This is a genomic window from Kutzneria sp. CA-103260, assembly GCF_018263855.1.
GTDB lineage: Bacteria > Actinomycetota > Actinomycetes > Mycobacteriales > Pseudonocardiaceae > Kutzneria.
Genome location: NZ_CP073318.1, coordinates 5,231,883 through 5,251,096 on the forward strand (window position 1 = coordinate 5,231,883; position 19,214 = coordinate 5,251,096).

Annotated in this window: 18 protein-coding genes; 5 read left to right on the forward strand and 13 right to left on the reverse strand. The window is 69.7% G+C overall.

Annotated elements, in window-relative coordinates; genetic code table 11:
* Positions 1-70 precede the first annotated feature (70 nt).
* A complete protein-coding gene (locus tag JJ691_RS52950) occupies positions 71-532 on the reverse strand; it encodes a glucose PTS transporter subunit EIIB (protein WP_256449414.1) in 462 nt (153 codons plus the stop codon).
* Between JJ691_RS52950 and JJ691_RS22695 the strand changes: the two genes are divergently transcribed.
* From JJ691_RS22695 to JJ691_RS22705, 3 genes are read left to right on the forward strand one after another with little or no spacing between them, the layout of a single operon-like run.
* Positions 531-1,322 (forward strand): GntR family transcriptional regulator, encoded by a 792-nt coding sequence (locus JJ691_RS22695; RefSeq protein WP_211770723.1) that lies wholly within the window; start codon positions 531-533, stop codon positions 1,320-1,322. The two genes, JJ691_RS52950 and JJ691_RS22695, sit on opposite strands and share 2 nt — an antisense overlap.
* Positions 1,319-2,599 carry a PTS transporter subunit EIIC gene (locus JJ691_RS22700; protein WP_211770724.1) on the forward strand — a complete coding sequence of 427 codons (1,281 nt, stop codon included), beginning with the start codon at positions 1,319-1,321 and terminating at the stop codon, positions 2,597-2,599. Before JJ691_RS22695 ends, JJ691_RS22700 begins: the two co-directional genes overlap by 4 nt.
* 29 nt (positions 2,600-2,628) lie before the next feature.
* Positions 2,629-2,895 (forward strand): HPr family phosphocarrier protein, encoded by a 267-nt coding sequence (locus JJ691_RS22705; RefSeq protein WP_211770725.1) that lies wholly within the window; start codon positions 2,629-2,631, stop codon positions 2,893-2,895.
* On the opposite strand, the gene JJ691_RS22710 is transcribed toward JJ691_RS22705, so the two are convergent.
* The 12 genes from JJ691_RS22710 to JJ691_RS22765 form a co-directional block, all read right to left on the reverse strand.
* The gene (locus tag JJ691_RS22710; RefSeq protein ID WP_256449415.1) at positions 2,892-4,067 is read right to left on the reverse strand and encodes an HNH endonuclease signature motif containing protein; all 1,176 of its coding nucleotides are present in this window, start codon (positions 4,065-4,067) and stop codon (positions 2,892-2,894) included. The genes JJ691_RS22705 and JJ691_RS22710 overlap by 4 nt on opposite strands.
* A 496-nt stretch (positions 4,068-4,563) precedes the next feature.
* Complete coding sequence (locus JJ691_RS22715; RefSeq protein ID WP_211770727.1) at positions 4,564-5,943, reverse strand: glycoside hydrolase family 18 protein; 1,380 nt, start codon at positions 5,941-5,943, stop codon at positions 4,564-4,566.
* 253 nt (positions 5,944-6,196) lie between these two features.
* Positions 6,197-7,039, reverse strand: coding sequence for a shikimate dehydrogenase (locus JJ691_RS22720; protein WP_211770728.1), 843 nt, complete (start codon positions 7,037-7,039; stop codon positions 6,197-6,199).
* Entirely contained in the window at positions 7,039-8,298 is a 1,260-nt protein-coding gene (mltG, locus tag JJ691_RS22725; protein WP_211770729.1) for an endolytic transglycosylase MltG, read from the reverse strand. The genes JJ691_RS22720 and mltG overlap by 1 nt, the downstream gene beginning before the upstream one ends.
* Positions 8,295-8,777, reverse strand: a complete 483-nt coding sequence (gene ruvX, locus JJ691_RS22730) for a Holliday junction resolvase RuvX (RefSeq protein WP_211770730.1) — start codon at positions 8,775-8,777, stop codon at positions 8,295-8,297. Before ruvX ends, mltG begins: the two co-directional genes overlap by 4 nt.
* A 72-nt stretch (positions 8,778-8,849) precedes the next feature.
* Positions 8,850-11,504, reverse strand: a complete 2,655-nt coding sequence (alaS, locus tag JJ691_RS22735) for an alanine--tRNA ligase (RefSeq protein ID WP_211770731.1) — start codon at positions 11,502-11,504, stop codon at positions 8,850-8,852.
* Between the two features lie 55 nt (positions 11,505-11,559).
* Entirely contained in the window at positions 11,560-11,838 is a 279-nt protein-coding gene (locus JJ691_RS22740) for a hypothetical protein (protein WP_211770732.1), read from the reverse strand.
* The gene (locus JJ691_RS22745) at positions 11,838-12,239 is read right to left on the reverse strand and encodes a DUF948 domain-containing protein (RefSeq protein ID WP_211770733.1); all 402 of its coding nucleotides are present in this window, start codon (positions 12,237-12,239) and stop codon (positions 11,838-11,840) included. The genes JJ691_RS22740 and JJ691_RS22745 overlap by 1 nt, the downstream gene beginning before the upstream one ends.
* A gap of 104 nt (positions 12,240-12,343) precedes the next feature.
* Positions 12,344-13,225, reverse strand: a complete 882-nt coding sequence (locus tag JJ691_RS22750; RefSeq protein WP_249228122.1) for a sucrase ferredoxin — start codon at positions 13,223-13,225, stop codon at positions 12,344-12,346.
* 61 nt (positions 13,226-13,286) lie between these two features.
* Entirely contained in the window at positions 13,287-14,477 is a 1,191-nt protein-coding gene (locus tag JJ691_RS22755) for a cupin domain-containing protein (RefSeq protein WP_211770735.1), read from the reverse strand.
* Positions 14,478-14,780: 303 nt separating this feature from the next.
* On the reverse strand, positions 14,781-15,626 hold the full coding sequence (locus JJ691_RS22760) for a S41 family peptidase (protein WP_211770736.1): 846 nt from the start codon (positions 15,624-15,626) through the stop codon (positions 14,781-14,783).
* Between the two features lie 40 nt (positions 15,627-15,666).
* A complete protein-coding gene (locus JJ691_RS22765) occupies positions 15,667-17,259 on the reverse strand; it encodes a purple acid phosphatase family protein (protein ID WP_211770737.1) in 1,593 nt (530 codons plus the stop codon).
* Between the two features lie 100 nt (positions 17,260-17,359).
* Here JJ691_RS22765 and JJ691_RS22770 point away from each other — a divergent pair, with 100 nt between their 5' ends.
* Positions 17,360-18,106 (forward strand): EI24 domain-containing protein, encoded by a 747-nt coding sequence (locus JJ691_RS22770; protein ID WP_211770738.1) that lies wholly within the window; start codon positions 17,360-17,362, stop codon positions 18,104-18,106.
* Between the two features lie 92 nt (positions 18,107-18,198).
* Positions 18,199-19,191 carry an alpha/beta hydrolase gene (locus tag JJ691_RS22775; RefSeq protein WP_249228123.1) on the forward strand — a complete coding sequence of 331 codons (993 nt, stop codon included), beginning with the start codon at positions 18,199-18,201 and terminating at the stop codon, positions 19,189-19,191.
* Positions 19,192-19,214: the final 23 nt, after the last annotated feature.

Below are 19,214 nucleotides of genomic sequence, written 5' to 3' on the forward strand. Positions count from 1 at the left end.
GCCACCTCGCTAGCGCTCGGCGGCTCGTTGAGCCGGCTCTCTGTGCTGAATGGTTCGCTCGCAAGCTCGCTCACAACAGGTCCTCGATGTCGGAGGCGATGGTGTCCGCCTCCGGGCCGACGATGATCTGCACGACGTTGCCGGCGCGGATCACGCCGTGGGCGCCGATCGCCTTGAGCGCCGCCTCGTCCACCTGGGACCCGTCCTCGAGTTCGCAGCGCAGCCGCGTGATGCACGGCTCGATCTCGATGATGTTGTCAGCGCCACCGATCGCGGCCAGGATCTTTTCCGCCCTGTCGTCTGCCATTGGTCGCCCGCTCTCACTAGTCGGTTGTGGACAAGACGTCCGCCAGTCGTACGCGAGTCGGCCGGATGGTGGCCGCCCGTGGCACGAACACGTAACGGCGGTTGACACCCGGTCGCCCGGCGGCGCATCCTCCCCGCACCACTGGTCTAGACCGGAACGTACCAATGTTCGCGGCGAGGATCGACAGGTGGGGCCGAATCGAGACGAATCCAGGGGAGGTGCCATGGCCGCGTTCGACGGCGTGTCGGGCGCCCCGGACCGGATCGTCGACGGTCCCAAGCCCAAGCACGCCCAACTGCGGGAAATCCTGCGCAAACTGGCCCAGCAGGACCTGCCGCCCGGCTCTCCGATCCCGTCCGAACGCGACCTGGCCGAGCAGTACGGCGTGTCGCGGCTCACGGTGCGGGCGGCGGTCGGTCAGCTGGTGTCCGAGGGACTTCTGGCCAGGGCGCGTGGCCGCGGCACGTTCACCGCGCAGCGGCGGATGGAGGCCCAGTTGTATCTGGAGTCCTTCACCGACGACATGCGGCGGCGGGGGCACGCGCCCAGCACTGAGGTGCTGTCGCGTGCCCTCGAGATGCCTCCGCCCGCCGCGGCCGCCGCGCTGGGTCTGGAGGCGAGCGACCCCGCGTACCGGTTGTTCCGGTTGCGCCGGGCCGACGGCACGCCGCTGGCGGTCGAGCGCGGGTGGTACAACCCGAATCGGCTGCCCGGTCTGCTCGACCTCGATCTCACTCGGTCGCTGTACACGCTGATGGCTGAGCATTTCGGCGTGCAGCTCAGCCATGGCCGGCAGACCGTGTGGGCCGAGGCCGCCGATCGCGAGACGGCAAGGCTGCTGGGGGTGCGCACCGGTTCGCCGGTGCTGGTGTTCCGACGGATCTCGACCGCCGACGGCGAGGCCATCGAGGACATGACGTCCTGGTACCGGGGCGACCTCTACCAGGTAACCATGCAATTGGACCGGGGCGACCCGGGTTCCGGTCCGCTTTCCGCCCACGGAGGAAACCGATGAGTGCCAGCGCCCCCACGGTGGCCGGCGGCAACAAGGGTCTGGCCGGGCTGCAACGCCTCGGTCGGAGCCTGATGCTGCCGATCGCGACGCTGCCCGCCGCCGGCCTGCTGCTGCGGCTCGGGCAGGACGACCTGCTCGGCAGTTTCAAGAACGACTTCATGCAGAACGTCGCGAAGGTGTTCGTCGCGGCTGGCGGTGGCCTGCTCAACTACCTGCCGCTGCTGTTCGCCGTCGGCATCGCCATCGGCTTCGCCCGCAAGGGCGACGGCTCCACCGCCGTGGCCGCCGTCGTCGGTTTTGTGGTGTTCACCCAGGTCGTCCAGGTGTTCGCCCCGGTGGTCGCGAAGAAGGTCGGCGACGCCCCCACGCCGCCAGGGGGTTGGCCCTACGGCGTGCTCGCCGGCATCGTCGTCGGTCTCGTCTCGGCCTACATGTGGCAGCGCTTCTACCGCATCAAGCTGCCTCCGTACCTGGCGTTCTTCGGCGGCCGCCGGTTCGTGCCGATCATCAACTCCCTGGTGATGATCGTCCTGGGCGTGATCTTCGGCCTGCTGTACCCGATCTTCAACACCGGCCTGACCGCGTTCGGCAACCTCCTGTCGAACAACCCGGTCGTCGGCGGCGGCATCTACGGCGTGGTCAACCGCCTCCTGATCCCGTTCGGCCTGCACAACGTCATCAACTCGGTGGTGTGGTTCCTCAGCGGTCACTTCACCGGTGCGGACGGCAAGGACTACACCGGCGACCTGACCCGGTTCCTCCACCATGACCCGACCGCCGGCGCTTACATGACCGGCTTCTTCCCGATCTTCATGTTCGCTCTGCCGGCCGCAGCCCTGGCGATCTGGCGCACCGCCAAGCCCTCGCAGCGCAAGGTCGTCGGCGGCATCATGATTTCCGCTGCCCTGACCGCGTTCCTGACCGGCGTCACCGAGCCGATCGAGTTCTCGTTCATGTTCGTCGCGTGGCCGCTGTACGTCATCCACGCCATCCTCACCGGCACTTCGCTGGCCGTGGTGAACCTGCTGGGCATCCATGACGGCTTCAACTTCTCCGCCGGCGCCATCGACTTCGTGCTGAACTGGGGCATCGCCCAGAAGCCGTTGCTGTTGTTGCTGGTCGGCGTCATCTATGGCGTGATCTACTACCTGGTGTTCAGCTTCGTGATCAAGAGGTGGAACCTCCGCACGCCGGGCCGCGAGGATGACGCTGACGAGCAGCTGGAGGGCGGCGACGCGGTCACCGAGACCGCTCCGCGCAGCCGCCAGTCCAAGTAGGACCGCCACACCGCACGAAAGGGAAGACCATGCCGGAACTTCGGGTCACCGTGGCCAGCAAGGTTGGTTTGCACGCCAGGCCGGCCGCCCTGCTGGCGAAGGCCGCCTCCGGTCAGGCCGTGCCCGTCTCCATCCGCAAGGAGGGAGGCGAGCAGGTGGACGCCGCCAGCGTCCTGGGCCTCATGACCCTCGGCGCCATGCACGGTGACGAGGTGATCCTGTCCGCCGAGGGCTCCGGCGCCGATGAGGCCCTGGCCGCCGTCGCGGACGTCATCACCACCGACCTCGACGGCTAGCCCGCCCTCTGCCACCGCTGGCCCCGATCCCCGCGATCGGGGCCAGCGGTGAATTCCGCTTTCCCGTCGCCGATCGTCACCTGCCAATGGCTGTGGTGCACCAGCCGATGGTGACTTCCGCACAGCAGCACCAGATTGTCCATACTGGTCGGTCCCCCGTCCGCCCAGTGGATCACGTGATGGGCGTGACATTGCCTGGGTCTGCGTTGGCATCCCGGGAACGCGCACCCTTTGTCTCGGATGATCAGCGCTTTCCGGATGCTGGTGGGGATCGTCCGGCTGGCCCGTCCGATGTCCAGCACTTCGGACTTGGCCCCCAGCACCACCCGCATCACCTTGCTGTCACAGCCGATCCTCCGTGCCGAGGCCGCGTCCATCGGCCCCATGCTCTCCACATCGGCCGTGCCCCGCTGTTCCTGGAAGTCCTTCAGCGACATGGTCAGCGCCAGATGCGGCCGCTCCCCGCCTTCCTCCGGCAGGTCTTCGCTGTTGGCGGCGAGGTCGATGATCTCCGCAAAGGCATCGCCTTGCCGTTCGGCCGTGGTGCGGGTGTCGCCGGCGGAGGTCGGCTTCGCGAGCGGGCTGAGCAACGCCGTCAGCTTCGCCCCCGACTCCTGGTCAATCTTCCCCCGAAACACCACCGACCCGTCCTTACGGCTGGTCAGATGCAACTCCCGCCTCGGCTCCGCCAACTCCCGATCATCCGGCGCTTTCCCATCCTGATCCAGCAACTGGAGAATATGCCGGGCGATCACCCGCAACGTCGCCCCGTCGAACTCGCGGGCGTTCACCAGCAGCGCAGCCTCAACCTGGTCCCGCTGCTCTTCAGGCGCTTCGGCCAGTGTCTTGTCGATCACCACCAGATGCTGCTTACTCAGCAGGCCTTCGCCGGCCGCCTCACGGACCGCCTCCCGCTCGAACAACTCCGCGTGCCGGAGCAGATCCCTGGCCTCCGCCCGGGTGATCCCCCACCGCGCCACCAGATCCGCCACCATCGTCGCCTGATCGTCCTTGGCGCGGGCAGTCCGTGACCACAACTCGGCCACCACCTCCACCTGCCGCACATAATCAGCCCGACGGCAGACTTCGGCCCTCTCACCCTCCGACCACAACGCCCCGTCGTCCAACCGCCACCACCCGGCGTCGGCAGACCGATCCAACGTTGCTGTCATACCCCCATTCTACCTCCCCTTTGAGAACGATTTCCCTTACACGCCAACAAACACCCATGTGGGTGACACGCTGGAAAGCGCTTTCCGCAACAGTCGCGCAGACAACCAGATCCCCCACGACACAACCAAGAACGCACACCCCACCCAACGCACCCCGACAACGAAACGCAACACCCCACCCCACGTCCCAAGCCCTCCCTAGACACAACCACCCACCCTCCCGCCGGCAACCCACCCAACCCCACCACCCACCTGACGCACGCGGCCTGGCCAACCGTCCACGCAGGCCCGCAACCCACCACGGGACGAGAGAGGCAGGAGGCAGGACGGGGTGGCAGTTGAGAGATGAGGGCGGAGGGCGGAGGGCGGAGGGCGGAGGGCGGAGGGCGGAGGGCGGAGGGCGGAGGGCGGAGGGCGGAGGGCGGAGGGCGGGAAAGAATACAAAAAAGGGCCTTCCCGCCACCACAGACGGGAAGGCCCTCAACCCGCAAACCGCTCAGTGCAGCAACGGCGACAGCGCCGAGATCAGCGCATGGCTGTCCGAGTCCTGGCTGATCTCCCAGGCCATGGCCCCACGCAGCCCAGCCGCCTTGATGAGCGCGGTGCGCTCACCGATCGACCGCGGGTCCGAGTACGTGATCACCGTCGGAACGGTTGCCACGTAAGGAGTCGCACAGGTCCCGTCAGCGTTGAACGCCCCGCACAGGTTGTGCGCGCCGGCCGGGTTGAACAGCCAGGGCTCACCGGCCTGAGCGTTCCAGTTCCGAGAATACCCACCACTGCCAACGATCCCAGCCGTGTCAACCAAATCATGGTACGTCGGCTGCGGCTTGGCGTCCCACGCCAAACTGTTCGCGTCCTGCCCGCTGTTGTCCGACTTGGCGTACAGCCCTCCGGCCCGCAGGTATTCGTTGCCGTAGAAGGGAACACCGACGACCATCTTGCCCGCCGGCACGCCCTTGCCGAGGTAGTAGGCCACCGTCCCAACGGTGTTCCACGTCGGGTCGGCAGCGCCGGGGTCACGACTGTCCCGAGTGAACAGCGTGTCCGGACCGGCGACACCACCGCTGGGCACGTTGTAGTCGTAGGTCATGATGTTGACCCAGCTCATCGGAGCGACAGCCGCCGGGAGTTCCCAGTACTGTCCGGCCTTGGAGGTCGCCGGCAAAGCAGCCGTCAGCAGGCGGTCGGGACCGAGCTGGCGGCGGAACTCCTGCATGAGCAGGGTGGCGTTGTGCTTGTCGGCGGGACCGTAGTCGACGTTGCCGCCGGCGAGCTGGGTCGGGTACTCCCAGTCGATGTCGATGCCGTCGAACACGCCCTTGGCAGCTCCGGGCGCGAGCCCGGGGATGTTGCCGTTGATGAAGGTGTCCACACAGGACTTGACGAAGTCCTGCCGGCGCTGGGCGGTGGCGGCGACGTCGGCGAACCAGGTGGACTTGGTCCAGCCGCCGAGGGAGATCTCCACCTTCAGGCCGGGGTGGGCCTTCTTGAGCTTCAGGATCTGGTTGAAGTTGCCGGACAGCGGCTGCCCGGCGACGTCGGCCACGCCGTCGACCGACAGGGACGCGTCGAGCGGCCGCTGGTAGTCGGCCCACGGGTCCAGCACGGAGCACCCGACGGCGCCGGTGGCCTTGTCGAAGGTGGGCGCGGCGAAGGCGTACTGGATGACGTTGATCTTGTCGGCGGGGATGTCCTTGACGTTGTAGCCACGTCCGTAGACGTCCCAGTCGGCGAAGTAGGCCGACACGACGCGGCCGTCGTCGTGGCGGTAGGCCGGGGTGGCGGTCTGGGCGACGGCCGGGACCGCCAGCAACGGGCCGGCCATCGCGACAACGGCCGCGGCGATGGCGACCCTGCCTCTGGTGCGGGGCATGCGCAGCTCCCTGTTTGGTCTACACCAATTGGTGGCCACACCCTCCGCCCGGCGATCACGGGTGTCAAGAGGCCAAACCGGGCGGGAAGCCAACTGTCCCAAGGGAATTGCCCAAACGATTGCGGTACGCGACCCGACGCTGACCGTTTGTGTCTGCCGCAAACGTGCATTCGGTGTGCCCGAGAGCGGGACTCGCGAGGGAGGACGGCCGGAACTCGACATTCGGTTGCCTGAGAGCGGGACTCGCGGGGGGTTAAACGGGTAGGGGGAGGTGGTTTCCGGTGGCGGAGCGCAGAGCGAGCCGCATGGCGGCACGGGGGGCCGGCTGGCCGGTGAACCACTGGACCTGGGCGAAGGCTTGGTGCAGCAGCATGTCCAGCCCGGTGACGAGCCTGGTGCCCCGCTCCCCCGCGGCCTGGGCCAGCGGCGTGGGCCACGGGTGATAGATGACGTCGAAAACGCAGCCGGCCCGGACGATGTCCCCGGCCACCGGTTCGACGGCCCCCACCGGCACAGTGCTGACAACCAGCTCCGCTCCCCCGCACAGCGTCGCGAAGTCCACGGCGTCCCACCGGACGAGTTCCACATCGATGCCGACCCGCTCAGCGCAGGCCAGCGCCTCACCGGCCCGCAAAGGATCCCGCACGACGATGGTCGCGGACGGGATCTCCAGCGCCTCCAGGGCGGTCAGCGCGGCGGTGGCGGTTCCGCCGGCGCCTAACACCACGGCTCGACCGCCCTGCACGCCGCCAGCGGCCCGCAGGGAGCCGACGATGCCCTCGACGTCGGTGCAGTCGGCCAGCCAACCGCCGGCCGCCCGCGGCACCAGGGTGTTGGCCGCGCCGACGAGCTCCGCGACCCGAGTGCGCTCCACGGCATGGGCCAACGCGGCCCGCTTGCCGGGCATCGTGACCGCCAACCCGGCCCATTCCGGTCCCAGCCCGTCCACGAACCCGGGCAGCTCGTCGGCCTCGCACCGGACCCGGGAGAACGTCCAGTCGGACAGCCCCAGCTCACGGTAGGCGGCGGCGTGCAGCACCGGGGACAGCGAGTGCTCGATCGGCGAGCCGAGCACCGCGGCCTGACGAGCAGCCATTAGAACGCCCCCGCCGCCCGCGCCTTGTCGGTGTTGGCGTCCTGCTCGGCCTGCGTGACGGCGAAGCAGGAGTTGCCGCTCTTGTCGCACTTCACGAAGAACAGCCACGGCCCGTCGGCCGGCTTCTGCGCGGCGGTGAGCGCTTCCTGGCTCGGCGACGAGATCGGGGTCGGGGTCAGCCCGGTGTTCAGGTACGTGTTGTACGCGCCGGGCTTGCCCCGGTCCGCGTCGGACGTGGTGATCAGCGGCTGGTCCAGCACATAGTTGATGGTGGAGTCGTCGCCCATCGGGATGCCCCGGGCCAACCGGTTGTAGATCACCCGCGACACCTTGGTGAAGTCGGAGGTGATCGCCTCGCGCTCGATCAGCGACGCGACGGTCAGGACCTGGTACGGCGACAGGCCGGTGTCCTGCGAGGTCTGCGGCAGCGTGTTCAGCTTGGCCGCGGACTGCAACAGCACCGACTTCAGCGTGGTGTCGGCGTCGGTGCCGGGCTTGACGTCGTACACGCCGGAGACGATCAAGCCCTCCAGCCGGTGCTTCGGGTCGGCCTTGGCCACGATCGGCTCCGCCCAGTCCGGGATGCCCAGCTTGGCCGGGTCCGCGGTCTCCGCGGCCTTGTGCATGTCGTCGGCCGACACGCACTTCTTGGCGCCGTTCAGCGTGACGCAGCTGGCGGTGGCGATCTCGGACAGGATGCCGGGCTTGACCGAGTTGTCCGGGTTCTTGGTGTCGTCGAGCTGCTCGCCGGCCTTGATCTGCACGTTGCCGACGCGGCTGGTCGGCGCGACCAGGCGGGTCACGGCGGCCTCGCCGGACATGTGCGTCTTCATGACGTAGAAGCCGGGCTGGACGTTGGCGACGTCGGTGTTGCCGGCGGAGGCGTTGAGGAACGCCCGCACCGTGCGCACCACGTCCTGCGACTGGAGCTTCTCGGCGATGTCCCGGGTGGTGGCGCCGTTGTCAACCTGGACCAGCACGTCCGTGTCGCCGTCGCCGCCGTAGTTGCCGTAGCCGCCGATGCCGAGGATCACGCCGGCCCCGTAGTACGCGCCCCAGCCGCCGACGATCACCACCACGAGCAGCACGGCCAGCAGCACGGTCCGGCGGCGCGGCTTGCGCTTCTTGCCGGCCGTCTCCTCGCCACTCTCGAACAGATCGAGGTCGTCGCCCTCGAATTCGTCGGCAGCGTGCTCGTCGACCTCATGCTCGTAGCGCTCGGCCCCGGAGCGGTCGACATCGTCGTTCACGTCGTTCACGGCCTGCCCTCCCTGGCGAGTGCGGCGGCCCGCGCGTCCAGCCACGCCTGGAGGATCTCCACGGCGGCAGCCTGGTCGACGACGGCCCGCTGGCGCCGACCGCGCACGCCGGCGTCGGCGAGCACCCTGGTCGCGGTGACCGTGGTCAGCCTCTCATCGGCTAGACGCACCGGCATGTCGAGCCGTTCAGCCAGCTGTCCGGCGAACTCGGTGGCGATCTCCGCCGCGGTGCCGTGCCTGCCGGCCAGCGTCCGGGGCAGGCCGACGACGATCTCCACGACCTCGTGCTCGGCGGCCAGCGCCACCAGTGCGTCCACGCTGCCCTCACGCGGCAGCGTGACCAGCGGCGATGCCAGGATCGGCGACGGGTCGCTCAACGCCACGCCGACCCGCACCGAGCCCACGTCGACGCCAAGACGGCGGCCCGCCCCCGAGGAGAACTCGGGGACGGACCGCCGCTTGTCCTTGCTACGAGCCACGGGCACTCCTCGCTAGCGCTCGTCGGCCCGCGGCAGGTGCCGCAGTGCTGAATGGTGAGCTCGCAAGCTCGCTCACTTCTGAATCTCGGTCCGTAGGGCGGCGATGGCGTCCGGAATGCCACCCGGCTGGGTGCCGCCGCCCTGGGCCAGGTCGGGCTTGCCGCCGCCGCGGCCGCCGATGGCCGGGCCGAACACCGGCACCAGCTTGCCGGCGGCCAGACCCTTGTCCCGGCCGGCGGCGGTGGTGGCCACCACGAAGCTGACCTTGTCGTCGGCGGCCGAGAACAGGGCGACCACGCCCGGCTTGTCGCCGAGCTTGCCCCGCACGTCCACGGCCAGCGTGCGCAGGTCGTTGCCGGACACGCCGGCCGGGGCGGCGGCCACCAGGAAGGTGCCGCCCAGGTCCTCGGCGGCGTCGGCCAGCGTGCCGGCCGAGGACAGCAGCTGGGCGCCGCGCAGCTTGTCCAGCTCCTTCTCGGCCACCCGCAGCCGCTCGACCAGGGCCTCGACCCGGGCCGGCACCTCGGCGTCGGGCACCTTGAGCATGCCGGCCAGGTTCTGCACCAGGGCCCGCTCCTGGGCCAGGTACTGGAAGGCCTCCATGCCGACATAGGCCTCGACGCGGCGCACGCCGGAGCCGACCGAGGACTCGCCGATCAGCGTGATCGGGCCGATCTGCGACGAGTGCTCCACGTGCGTGCCACCGCAGAGCTCCAGCGACCACGGGCCGCCGATCTCGACCATGCGCACGGTCTCGTCGTAGGTCTCGCCGAACAGGGCGATGGCCCCGAGCCGCTGGGCGTCCTCGATGGTGCCGTACATGACCTTGACCGGCAGGTCCTTGCGCACGGCCAGGTTGGAGACCTCCTCGATCTCCGACCGGGTCTCCGGCGACAGGCCGCCCTGCCAGGCGAAGTCCAGCCGCAGGTAGCCGGGCTTGTTGTACGAGCCGCTCTGCAGGGCCTTGGGGCCGAGCACCTGGCGCAGGGCGGCGTGCACGACGTGCGTGCCGGAGTGGCCCTGGCGGGCGCCGACCCGCCACTCCGGGTCCACCTTGGCCAGCACGTGCTGGCCCTCGACGACCTCGCCGTGCCTGACCCGGACCTGGTGCACCCACAGCTTGCGGGCGACCTTCTGGACGTCGACGACCTCCAGCTCGACGCCGTCGGCCACGATCAGGCCGGCGTCGCTGTCCTGGCCACCGGACTCGGCGTAGAGCGAGGTGCGGTCCAGCACGACCTCGACGATCTCGCCCTCGCCGGCGCTGCGCACCCGCTGGCCCTCGCGGATCAGGCCGCGCACGGTGGCCTCGGTGTCGAGCTCCTGGTAGCCGGTGAACTCGGTGGCGCCCAGTTCGAGCAGCTCGCGGTACACGGTCTTGTCGCCGTGGCCGGTCTTGCGGGCGGCGGCGTCGGCCTTGGCCCGGGCGCGCTGCTCGGCCATCAGCTTGCGGAAGCCGTCCTCGTCGACCTTCAGGCCCTGCTCGGAGGCCATCTCCAGGGTCAGGTCGATCGGGAAGCCGTAGGTGTCGTGCAGCTGGAAGGCCTTGTCGCCGGGCAGCACGGTGCCGCCGGCCGAGCGGACCTCGCCGGCGGCGGTCTCGAAGATGCGCGAGCCGGCGGTCAGCGTGGTGAGGAAGGCGTTCTCCTCGGCCTGCACCACCGACAGCGTGCGCTCGAAGCCGGTGACCAGGTCCGGGTACGACGGGCCCATCTCGTCCCGCACGACCTGGGCGAACGTGCCCAGCACGGGCTCGGTGATGCCGAGCAGGCGGGAGGAGCGCACGATGCGGCGCAGCAGGCGGCGCAGCACGTAGCCGCGGCCCTCGTTGCCGGGGCTCACGCCGTCGGAGACGATCATGATGCCGCTGCGGGCGTGGTCGGCGATGACTCGGAACCGGACGTCGTCGACCTCGTTGTCGCCGTAGCGCTTGCCCGACAGCTCCTCGGCCTTGTTGATCACGGCCCGGACCAGGTCGGTCTCGTAGATGTTGTCGACGCCCTGCAGCAGGATGGCAACCCGCTCCACGCCCATGCCGGTGTCGATGTTCTTGGCCGGCAGCACACCGATCGGCGGGTGCCCGTACTTGGGGCTCTGCTCGCCGCGCAGATCCTGCATGAAGACCAGGTTCCAGATCTCCATGTAGCGGTCCTCGTCGGCGATCGGACCGCCGTCCTTGCCGAACTCGGGGCCGCGGTCGTAGTAGATCTCGGAGCAGGGGCCGCCGGGACCGGGCACGCCCATGTCCCAGTAGTTGTCCAGGCCGTCGCGGCGCTGGATCCGCTCCGGCGGCAGGCCGGCCAGCTTCTGCCAGAGCTCGATGGCCTCGTCGTCGTTCTGGTAGACGGTGACCCAGATCCGGTTCGGGTCGAAGCCGTAGCCGCCCTCGTCCTGGGACTTGGTCACCAGCTCCCAGGCGAACCTGATGGCGTCGGCCTTGAAGTAGTCGCCGAACGAGAAGTTGCCGGCCATCTGGAAGAAGGTGAGGTGGCGGGCGGTCTTGCCGACCTCGTCGATGTCGCCGGTACGCACGCACTTCTGCACGCTGGTGGCGCGCTTGTACGGGGCCGGGGCCTCGCCGAGGAAGTACGGCTTGAACTGCACCATGCCGGCGTTGACGAACAGCAGCGTCGGGTCGTCGAGGATGAGCGAGGCGCTGGGCACGACCGTGTGGCCGTTGCGCTCGAAGTGCTCGCGGAAGCGCTTGATGATCTCGTGGGTCTGCACGGCTGTATTCCTTGCGGTGTCAGGTGAACGTGGGCGCGTCAACGGCGGGCGGGAACTACTTGCCGCCCGCCCTGCGCGCTCGCGCCTCGGCGCTACGCGAGTAGCTGTAGCCGGTCTTCGCCTGCACCTCGCGGGCCAGCTCGTCCTCGCGCTCGCTCATGCCGGCGCGCACGTCGGCCCCGAAGGTGCCGATGGCGCCGGCCATCTCACGCATGGCGTCGCCCAGGTTCTCGGCCACGCCGGCGGGGGTGGCCTTGAACGTGAGACCGGCGACCTTGCGGGTCACCACGACCCCGGCGGCGACGCCGAGGCCGAGCCAGAACAGCCGTCGCATCATCGCCTCCCACGCTTGGGTCGCCGGGTCTCCTTGGCCGCCGCCTTCGCGCGGCGGGCCCTCACAGCTTTGCTGATTCCGTACGAAAGCGCAGCCGCTTTCACCAGCGGACCGCCCAGGGTCGCGGTGAACAGCGAGGTGAGGGCCGAGACGTTGCCACTGACCGCGCGGGCGTTCGCGGTGATGCCGTCCACCCGCTCCAGCTGGGTGTTGACGTGGGTCAGCGTGGTGTTGGCCTCGACGAACAGCGGCTCGCTGTTCTCGTGCGCCTTGCGGATCGCCTTGGTCGCCTCGTCCAGCGTGCGCCCGAGCTTGACCAGCACGATCACCAACACGACCACCACCGCCAGCACGACGACGACGGCGGCCACCACCAGCGCGGTGATCCACTCCGGTGACACGGATCCTCCTAGGCGAGACGTGGGGTGAACGCCACCTTATCGCCCACGTATTTCACGACCTGCGCCGAGTGGTCTTTCCGAGCCCCGTAGTTGATCTTGTGGGGTCAGACCGTCGCCAGGAGCCGGGGGGTGTCGGCGTGGAAGCCGGTCGGGGCGACGCGGCCCGCGCAGCGGCTGGTGCCGGCCTGCTCCGCCGCACCCTTACCGACGGTCACCTCATACAGCCCGAACGGGCAGCGAACTGTCACCGTGCGGGTGTCGTCCGCGTTCAAGCGCTCACCGGTGGCCACCGCGTCGTCGAGGCCGCGAAGGCCGGCGTGCCGACGCACGACGATCTCGGCGTACTGGGTCCACTGGGTCGGCGAGGCGGTACGGCCGCGAAGCTGCTCCAGCTGGACCTGGCCCTTCAGGGCATCCTTAGCCACCAGCACGGCCTCGGCCGGCGTGAGCTGGCCGTGCAGGAAACCGTCGGGCACCACCAGGAGGTTGCCGGCCCAGCGGTCGCCGCCGACATGGCTGACCTCCCACGACAGGCCGGGGTGGTTCTCGGCCAGCGCGGCGGCGACGGGGCGGCCGAGCACGGCGCAGCACATGTCCTTGGCACCGTGGGTGCAGGCCAGGAACAAGGGAGTGGCCACCGGCTCGCCGTGGCCGGGACGGCCGTCGACGACGGCGTCCAGGTCGATGGCGGCCAGCTCCGAGAGATCGTTGATCACGAGACGTTCCAGCCAGCGGGCCCCGGGCACACCACTGGCGACGAAGACCGTTCGGGTCGCCTGCTGGTCGCGCTGGTGCCGGCCGGGGGTGCGGATGAGCAGCGGGCGCAGGCCACGGGCCCGCAGCTGCTCCATCCGCCCCGCCGGAAAAGCCTCGTCCAGCACGGTCTCCAGCGCGTCGGCCGGCCACGGCCCGGGCTGCTCGATGAGCAGCCACGAGGTCATCAGGGCCGCGGTCCCGGCCGGGTTGCCACCGAGAAGCCTGGTCACAAAGGCACACCCTTGTGCGGCATCCTCGGAAGTTACCTTAGGCATACCTAACTCTACACCGTCAGCGCGGCGAGAGCACCCCATGGTTGACCAACTCGCCGAGCAGCGCCCGAACGGTCCCTCTATCGAGTGTCGGGGCCGCGAGCTCGACCAATGCCTTGACGGACACCGGCTGAGCAGGCAGCAGAGCCTCCAGAACCGGTCCCGCGGGGGCGGCGAAGACTAGTCGTTTCCCGGCCGCCGACAGCGCGACCGTGCCCTCACCACGCTCCAGGACGGCCCGCGGCGCGACCAGCAGCACCTCTTCCTCGTCGCCCTCGGGCAGCAGACCCGGGGTCGCCGTGAACGGCAGGCCGAGCCGGCTGTGCGCGGGCGCCTGGGCGTCGCGGTCGGTCAGGAACCGGTCCACCACGTCGTCAGTCAGCCGCGCGACCAGCTTCTCCCGCAGCGCCTTCGCTCGTTCGGCACGTTCCTCGGCCGCGGCGAAGCGCGGCAGGTCCTCGCGGAACAGCTCGTCCACCCGCAGCTGGTCAGCCAGCCAGGCCACCAGGTCCACGCCGGTCGCCCGGTTGAAGCCGATGGTCAGGTGCAGCGACTGCTCCCCGATCGCCGACACGTCGTGCCAGTGCCCGCGCGGCAGGTACAGCACGTCGCCGTCTTCCATGACGAAGTCGTCGATCGGCTCGCCCTCGGGACGGGTCGGCAGCTCGGTGTCGCGCTGCAGCGGGAACGGGCGGCTCACGCCGTGCATGCGCCAGCGCTTGCGGCCGGCGATCTGGATGATGAACGCGTCGTGGTCGTCCCAGTGCACGTCGAAGCCGTGCGTGGTGCCCCAGCCCGCGTACAGGTTGACCTGCACCTTCTCCCGCAGGTCGTGTTCGAGGCCGGCGGCCAGGTCGCCGACCGGGTCGAACATCTCCTGCACGGAGTCGACGACCAGGGTCGCGCCGGCCCGCAGCCGCTCGGTCAGCGGGGCGTTGAGCAGCCTCGGCACCTGCCCGTTGCGGCGGGTGTCCACCATCTCGGTGTACGTGTGCACCGGCACCACGTCGCCGTCCTGGGCCAGCCGCAGCCGCGGGAAGTCCAGCCGGTGCTGGCGCAGCGCCCGGTTGAGGTCGGTCCAGGGCAGCAGGTGGGCGAACCGGCCGGCCTGGCCGGCGAACCGCCGGTGGGTCCGGCCCTGCACCGCGGCAAAGAACTGGCTGACCTCGATCGGTGCGACGAGGTCAGCCAGGGTGGGAATGCCGGTCACTCAGTCGTTGCCGTCGTTGTCGGCAACCGCGCCGTTGGCCTTGCCGCGGTCGACCGCGGACTCGAGGGCTTCGACGCTGATCAGCAGGCCGCTCTCCATCGCCAACCTCCTAGTTAGGGGACCCTGACGGGCTCACCGTACGGGCTGCGGCGGGCAGGGTCATCGGTCAAAGGAGTGGTGGCGTGATCACACCGCGCGATCGGTGGTCCACGTCGATTACCAGGCGATTCGACCCCGTGAGGGTGAAAACGTGGACGGTGGCCGAGTGCCTGAGACCGAGGCCGACGCTGAGCACGTGCCGCGTCAGTTGCCCTGCTCAGAGCGCGAGTTTCGAGCCAGGTCGAGGACATGGTCCAGCGCTGCCGCGGCCGGCACGGCGATGTCCGGCACGACGCCGACGGCCTCCCAGTTCGCGCCGGAACGAGGGTTGATCGACCGGGCCTCGGGAATGGTGACGTGCAGGTCCTCGGCCAGCTCGTGCCAGTCGGTGGGGTGCGCGCCGCCGCGGGTGGTCTCGCCGACGATGGTGGCCCGGCCGGTCTGTTGCAGGTCGTAGGCCAGCTCCTCGCCGCCGGAGAAGGTGAAGTCGCTGGTCAGCACCCAGATCGGCTTCTTGCCGCCGAACCGCCGGCCTGGGACGTAGGGCGGGGTCCAGAACTGGTCGGTGGCGCCGGTCGCCCGGGCGTAGATGTCGTTGACGTGCGTGGATTCGTCGAACAGGTAGCCGCAGATCAGCGACACCATGGCCGGGTCACCGCCCCGACAGCGGCGCAGGTCGATGACCAGCGCGTCGGTGTCGGCGACGAGCGTCATCGCGGCGGCGGCGATGTCCCCGTGGTTGGCGGCGTCGCGCAGCCGGGTGTTCTCGACGTAGCCGATGTTGCCGTCCAGGATCTCGACCTTGTCGAAGCCGTGTCGCGGGTCGGCGGCCGGCGGTGTCCGGTGCTCGTGCAGCAGCCGGAAGTGCTTGTCGCCGTTGACGGACTGGAGATCGGCGGTGACCGCCGCGGCGAACTCGTCGATGTCGGCGAGGTGCTCGTAGTCGTTGCCCCGCAACACTTCCACGACCTTCTCGGCGACATCCGGGAAGACGTACCGCTCGGCGATCAGGGCGATGGCGGCGTCGATCAGCTCACGTCGGGTGGCCATCCCGCCACGCTAGCGGCGCGGCGGGACGGCCACCTACCGATTACAGATCCCCGAGGTCGCCGCCGAGGTCGAGGCCGATACCGGCGTGCAGGCCGGCGCGGCGCTCGATGACGAAGCGGTCGATCTCCTGGCCGTGGTTGGTCACGCAGCGGACCGTGATGGTCGACTTGCCGCCGAAGAAGGCGGGTTTGACGTCCAGTGCGATGAAGGCGTAGCCGGTGTAGCGGACCCGGGACCAGGTGACGGTCTCGGTGACCTTGGCCCCACCCTTGGCCCAGTAGTACGAGGGCACCTCACGCAGCGGGATCTCGTGGCCGGCATAGCTGTCCGGCACCGGGAACGCGTACAGGCTGCGGCCGGCAGAGCCGCAGGTGGCGTAGACGGTGCCGTCGCGGTCGGGCCGCACGACGCCGCCGATCGGCACCTCGGTGCTGACCTGACCGCCCCGCATGGCGTCGCTGCGCTCGTAGACGTGGTTGTGGCCGTTGATGACCAGGTCGACCTGGTAGCGGTCGAACAGCGGCGTCCACTGCTCGCGCACGCCGCCCTCGGAGGCGTGGTTCTTGGTGGTCGAGTAGGCGCAGTGGTGGAAGAACACCACGATGAAGTCCACGTCCGGCTGCGAGCGCAGGTAGGCCAGGCGGCGCTTGAGCCACGCGGTCTGGCTGCCCTGGCTGTAGCCCAGGTTGTGCGGGATCTCGTTGGAGACGTCGTTGGCGTCCAAGGAGATCACGCCGACGTTGCCGTAGATGAAGGAGTACACGGTCGGGCAGGAGGCCGGGCCGTTGCCGGGGAAGTCCCAGCGCGCGGTCTGGCCGCCGTAGCCGTGGTCGGTGTACAGCGCCTCCATGTCGTGGTTGCCGGTGGCGACCATCCACGGGACCTTCGAGGCGACCGGCTCGATCTGGGTCAGGTAGGCGTCCCAGACCTTCGGGTCGAAGGTGTCGTGGGTGGCGTCCGGCTTGCCGCCGATCGGGCTGCCGGAGCCGTTCGGGTCGGCGTAGGCGATGTCGCCGGCCAGCAGGTGGAACATCGGGTTCTGTTGCGCCACAACGCCGTTCTCGGCCAGCGCGTCGGTGCTGACGCCCTGGTCGCCGAACGCGGTGAAGGTGAACGGGCGGGTCGGCAGCCAGCGGGCCGGGGCGGTGCGGAAGGTGCTGACCGCCGTGCCCTCGTAGCCGTCGTGGCCGACCGAGTAGTAGTAGGTCTGGCCCGGGTGCAGCCCGCACAGGTCGGCGTGCAGGTAGTACTGGTCGTACGGCGCGATCACGCCGGGGACCTCGGAGTGCAGGGCTCGGACCTCGGCCGGGATGCGCTGCGACAGGTGCCTCGGGTCGGTGCCGACCCGGACGAACGGCTTGCGCACCGGGGTCGGCACCTGCCAGCCCACCCGCATCTCGGTGCGCGGGTTGCGGCCGAACGCCAGGTGCCGCGCGGTCGGGGTGACGTGATTGCCGTCGGCGTAGGCGATGCCGGGCAGGAAGGCCGGGCCGGCGGCCGCCGCCGCGCCGACCAGCAGGCCACCGCGCAGCATGCTGCGGCGGCCGAAGCGGGAGCGCAGGTAGTCGTGCTGCTCGGCCATGGACAGCCGGTTGGCCAGCGCCTCGGGCACACCGGTTCTGGGGATCTCCATGGGCGCACATGCTTCGGAACGCACATGTACGGCGTACGGACACAAAATGAACAATACGGACAGGTTTCCCCTATCTCGCGAAGGGCTATCCTTCCGCCTGATGATCAGGGACTTCTTCGCGGGCATCGGCCTGCTGCTGCGTGGCTTCGGCATCGTGTTCCGGACGCCCCGCCTCCTGCTGCTCGGCGCGCTGCCGGCGCTGCTCACCGGCGGCCTGCTGCTGGCCCTGGTGATCGGGCTGGCCGTCTTCCTGCCCGGCGTGATCGACTGGGCGACCCCGTTCCTCGACGGCTGGGACCCCACCTACCGCGAGCTGCTGCGCGAGCTGATCGGCGTGGCGGCGGTGGTGGCGCTGATCTACTTCGGACTGTTGTTGTTCGCCGCCGTCACGCTGGCTGTCGGCGCGCCGTTCTACGAGTCGATCGCCCGCCGGGTCGAGGACCGGCTCGGCGGCGTGTCCACCGAGCACGACACGTCGTGGTGGACCGACACCATGGACAACGCCAAGGTGGTCGGCACCTCGGCCCTGCTGTCCATCCCGATGTTCTTCATCGACCTGGTGCCGGGCATCGGCGAGTTCGCCGGGCCGGTCATCGGCGTCTGCGTGAGCGCCTGGCTGTTCGGACTGGAGCTCAGCGTCGTGCCGTTCTCCCGGCGGGGCCTGCCGCTGGCCGCCCGCCGGCACATGCTGGGCCGGCGGCGGGCGATGGCGTTCGGCTTCGCGCTGCCGGCCTACCTGTTGTGCCTGGTGCCGCTGCTGGCCGTCATCGTGATGCCGGCCGCCACCGCCGGCGGCACGCTGCTGGCCCACCGGCTGCTGGAAGATCAGGCACGGGCTCCTTCCTGATTAGGCCGTTCGGAGTCGGAAACCCTTTTCCAGGCCTACGCTCCACCCGGGGCTACGGTCATCCTGGAAGGATCGCGATGCGTTGGCGGGCAATGGGAATCACCCTGGCTCTGCTCATCGGACTGGTGGCCCCGGCGGCCGCCGCCGCGCCGAGCTGCCAAGACGTGTCCCTGCCGGTGCAGCTCGACGTGTTACTGCCGGCACAGGTGCACGGCCGGCTGTGCGTGCCGGCGGGCGGCGCTTCCCGCGTGCAGCTGCTGGTGCACGGCGCCACCTACGACTCGCGGTACTGGGATGAGCCGGTCGGCGACTACTCGTATGTGCGGCACGCGGTCGGGGACGGCTGGGCGACGCTGGCCATCGACCGCGTCGGCTACGGGCAGAGCAGCCGTGAGCTCAGTGCCACGCTGACCGCGACCACGCAGGCCACCACCGTGCACCAGATCATCGGGCAACTGCGGGCCGGTTCGGTCGGCGGGCAGTCCTTCGCCAAGGTGCTGCTGGTCGGGCATTCCGTGGGCAGCGCGGTGTCGCTGATCGAGACGTCGCTGTACAACGACGCCGACGCCGTGGCCCTGACCGGCGTCACGCACCGGATCTCGCCGGACGAGCTGGCCGCCATCTTCGCGACCTCGATCCGTCCGGTCACAGTGGACCCGAGCCCGCTGACCACGGAGTACGACCCCGGCTACCTGACCACCGTGCCCGGCACCCGGGCGGCGCTGTTCTACGGGCCGCACCCGGATCCCGAACTGCTGGCCTACGACGAGGCCACCAAGGGCGTCGTGTCCGCGACCGAGGCCGCCGACGCCATCGCCCTCGGCTTCACCCTGCCGACGTCGCTGGCCGTCACCGTGCCGGTGTACCTGGTGGACGGCGGCGCGGACGCCATCTTCTGCGGCCACCTGCTCGGCGGTCAGTGCTCCGACGCCGCGGCGTTGACGGCGGAGGAGGCCCCGTACTTCGCCAACGCCGCCAGCTTCACCGCAGCGACCCTGCCCGGCGCCGGCCACGACCTCAACTTCGAGGCCGACGCCTCCGTCTACGAAACCGCCCTCAACACCTGGGCCGACACCACCACCTGAACCCCCGCGAGTCCCGCTCTCAG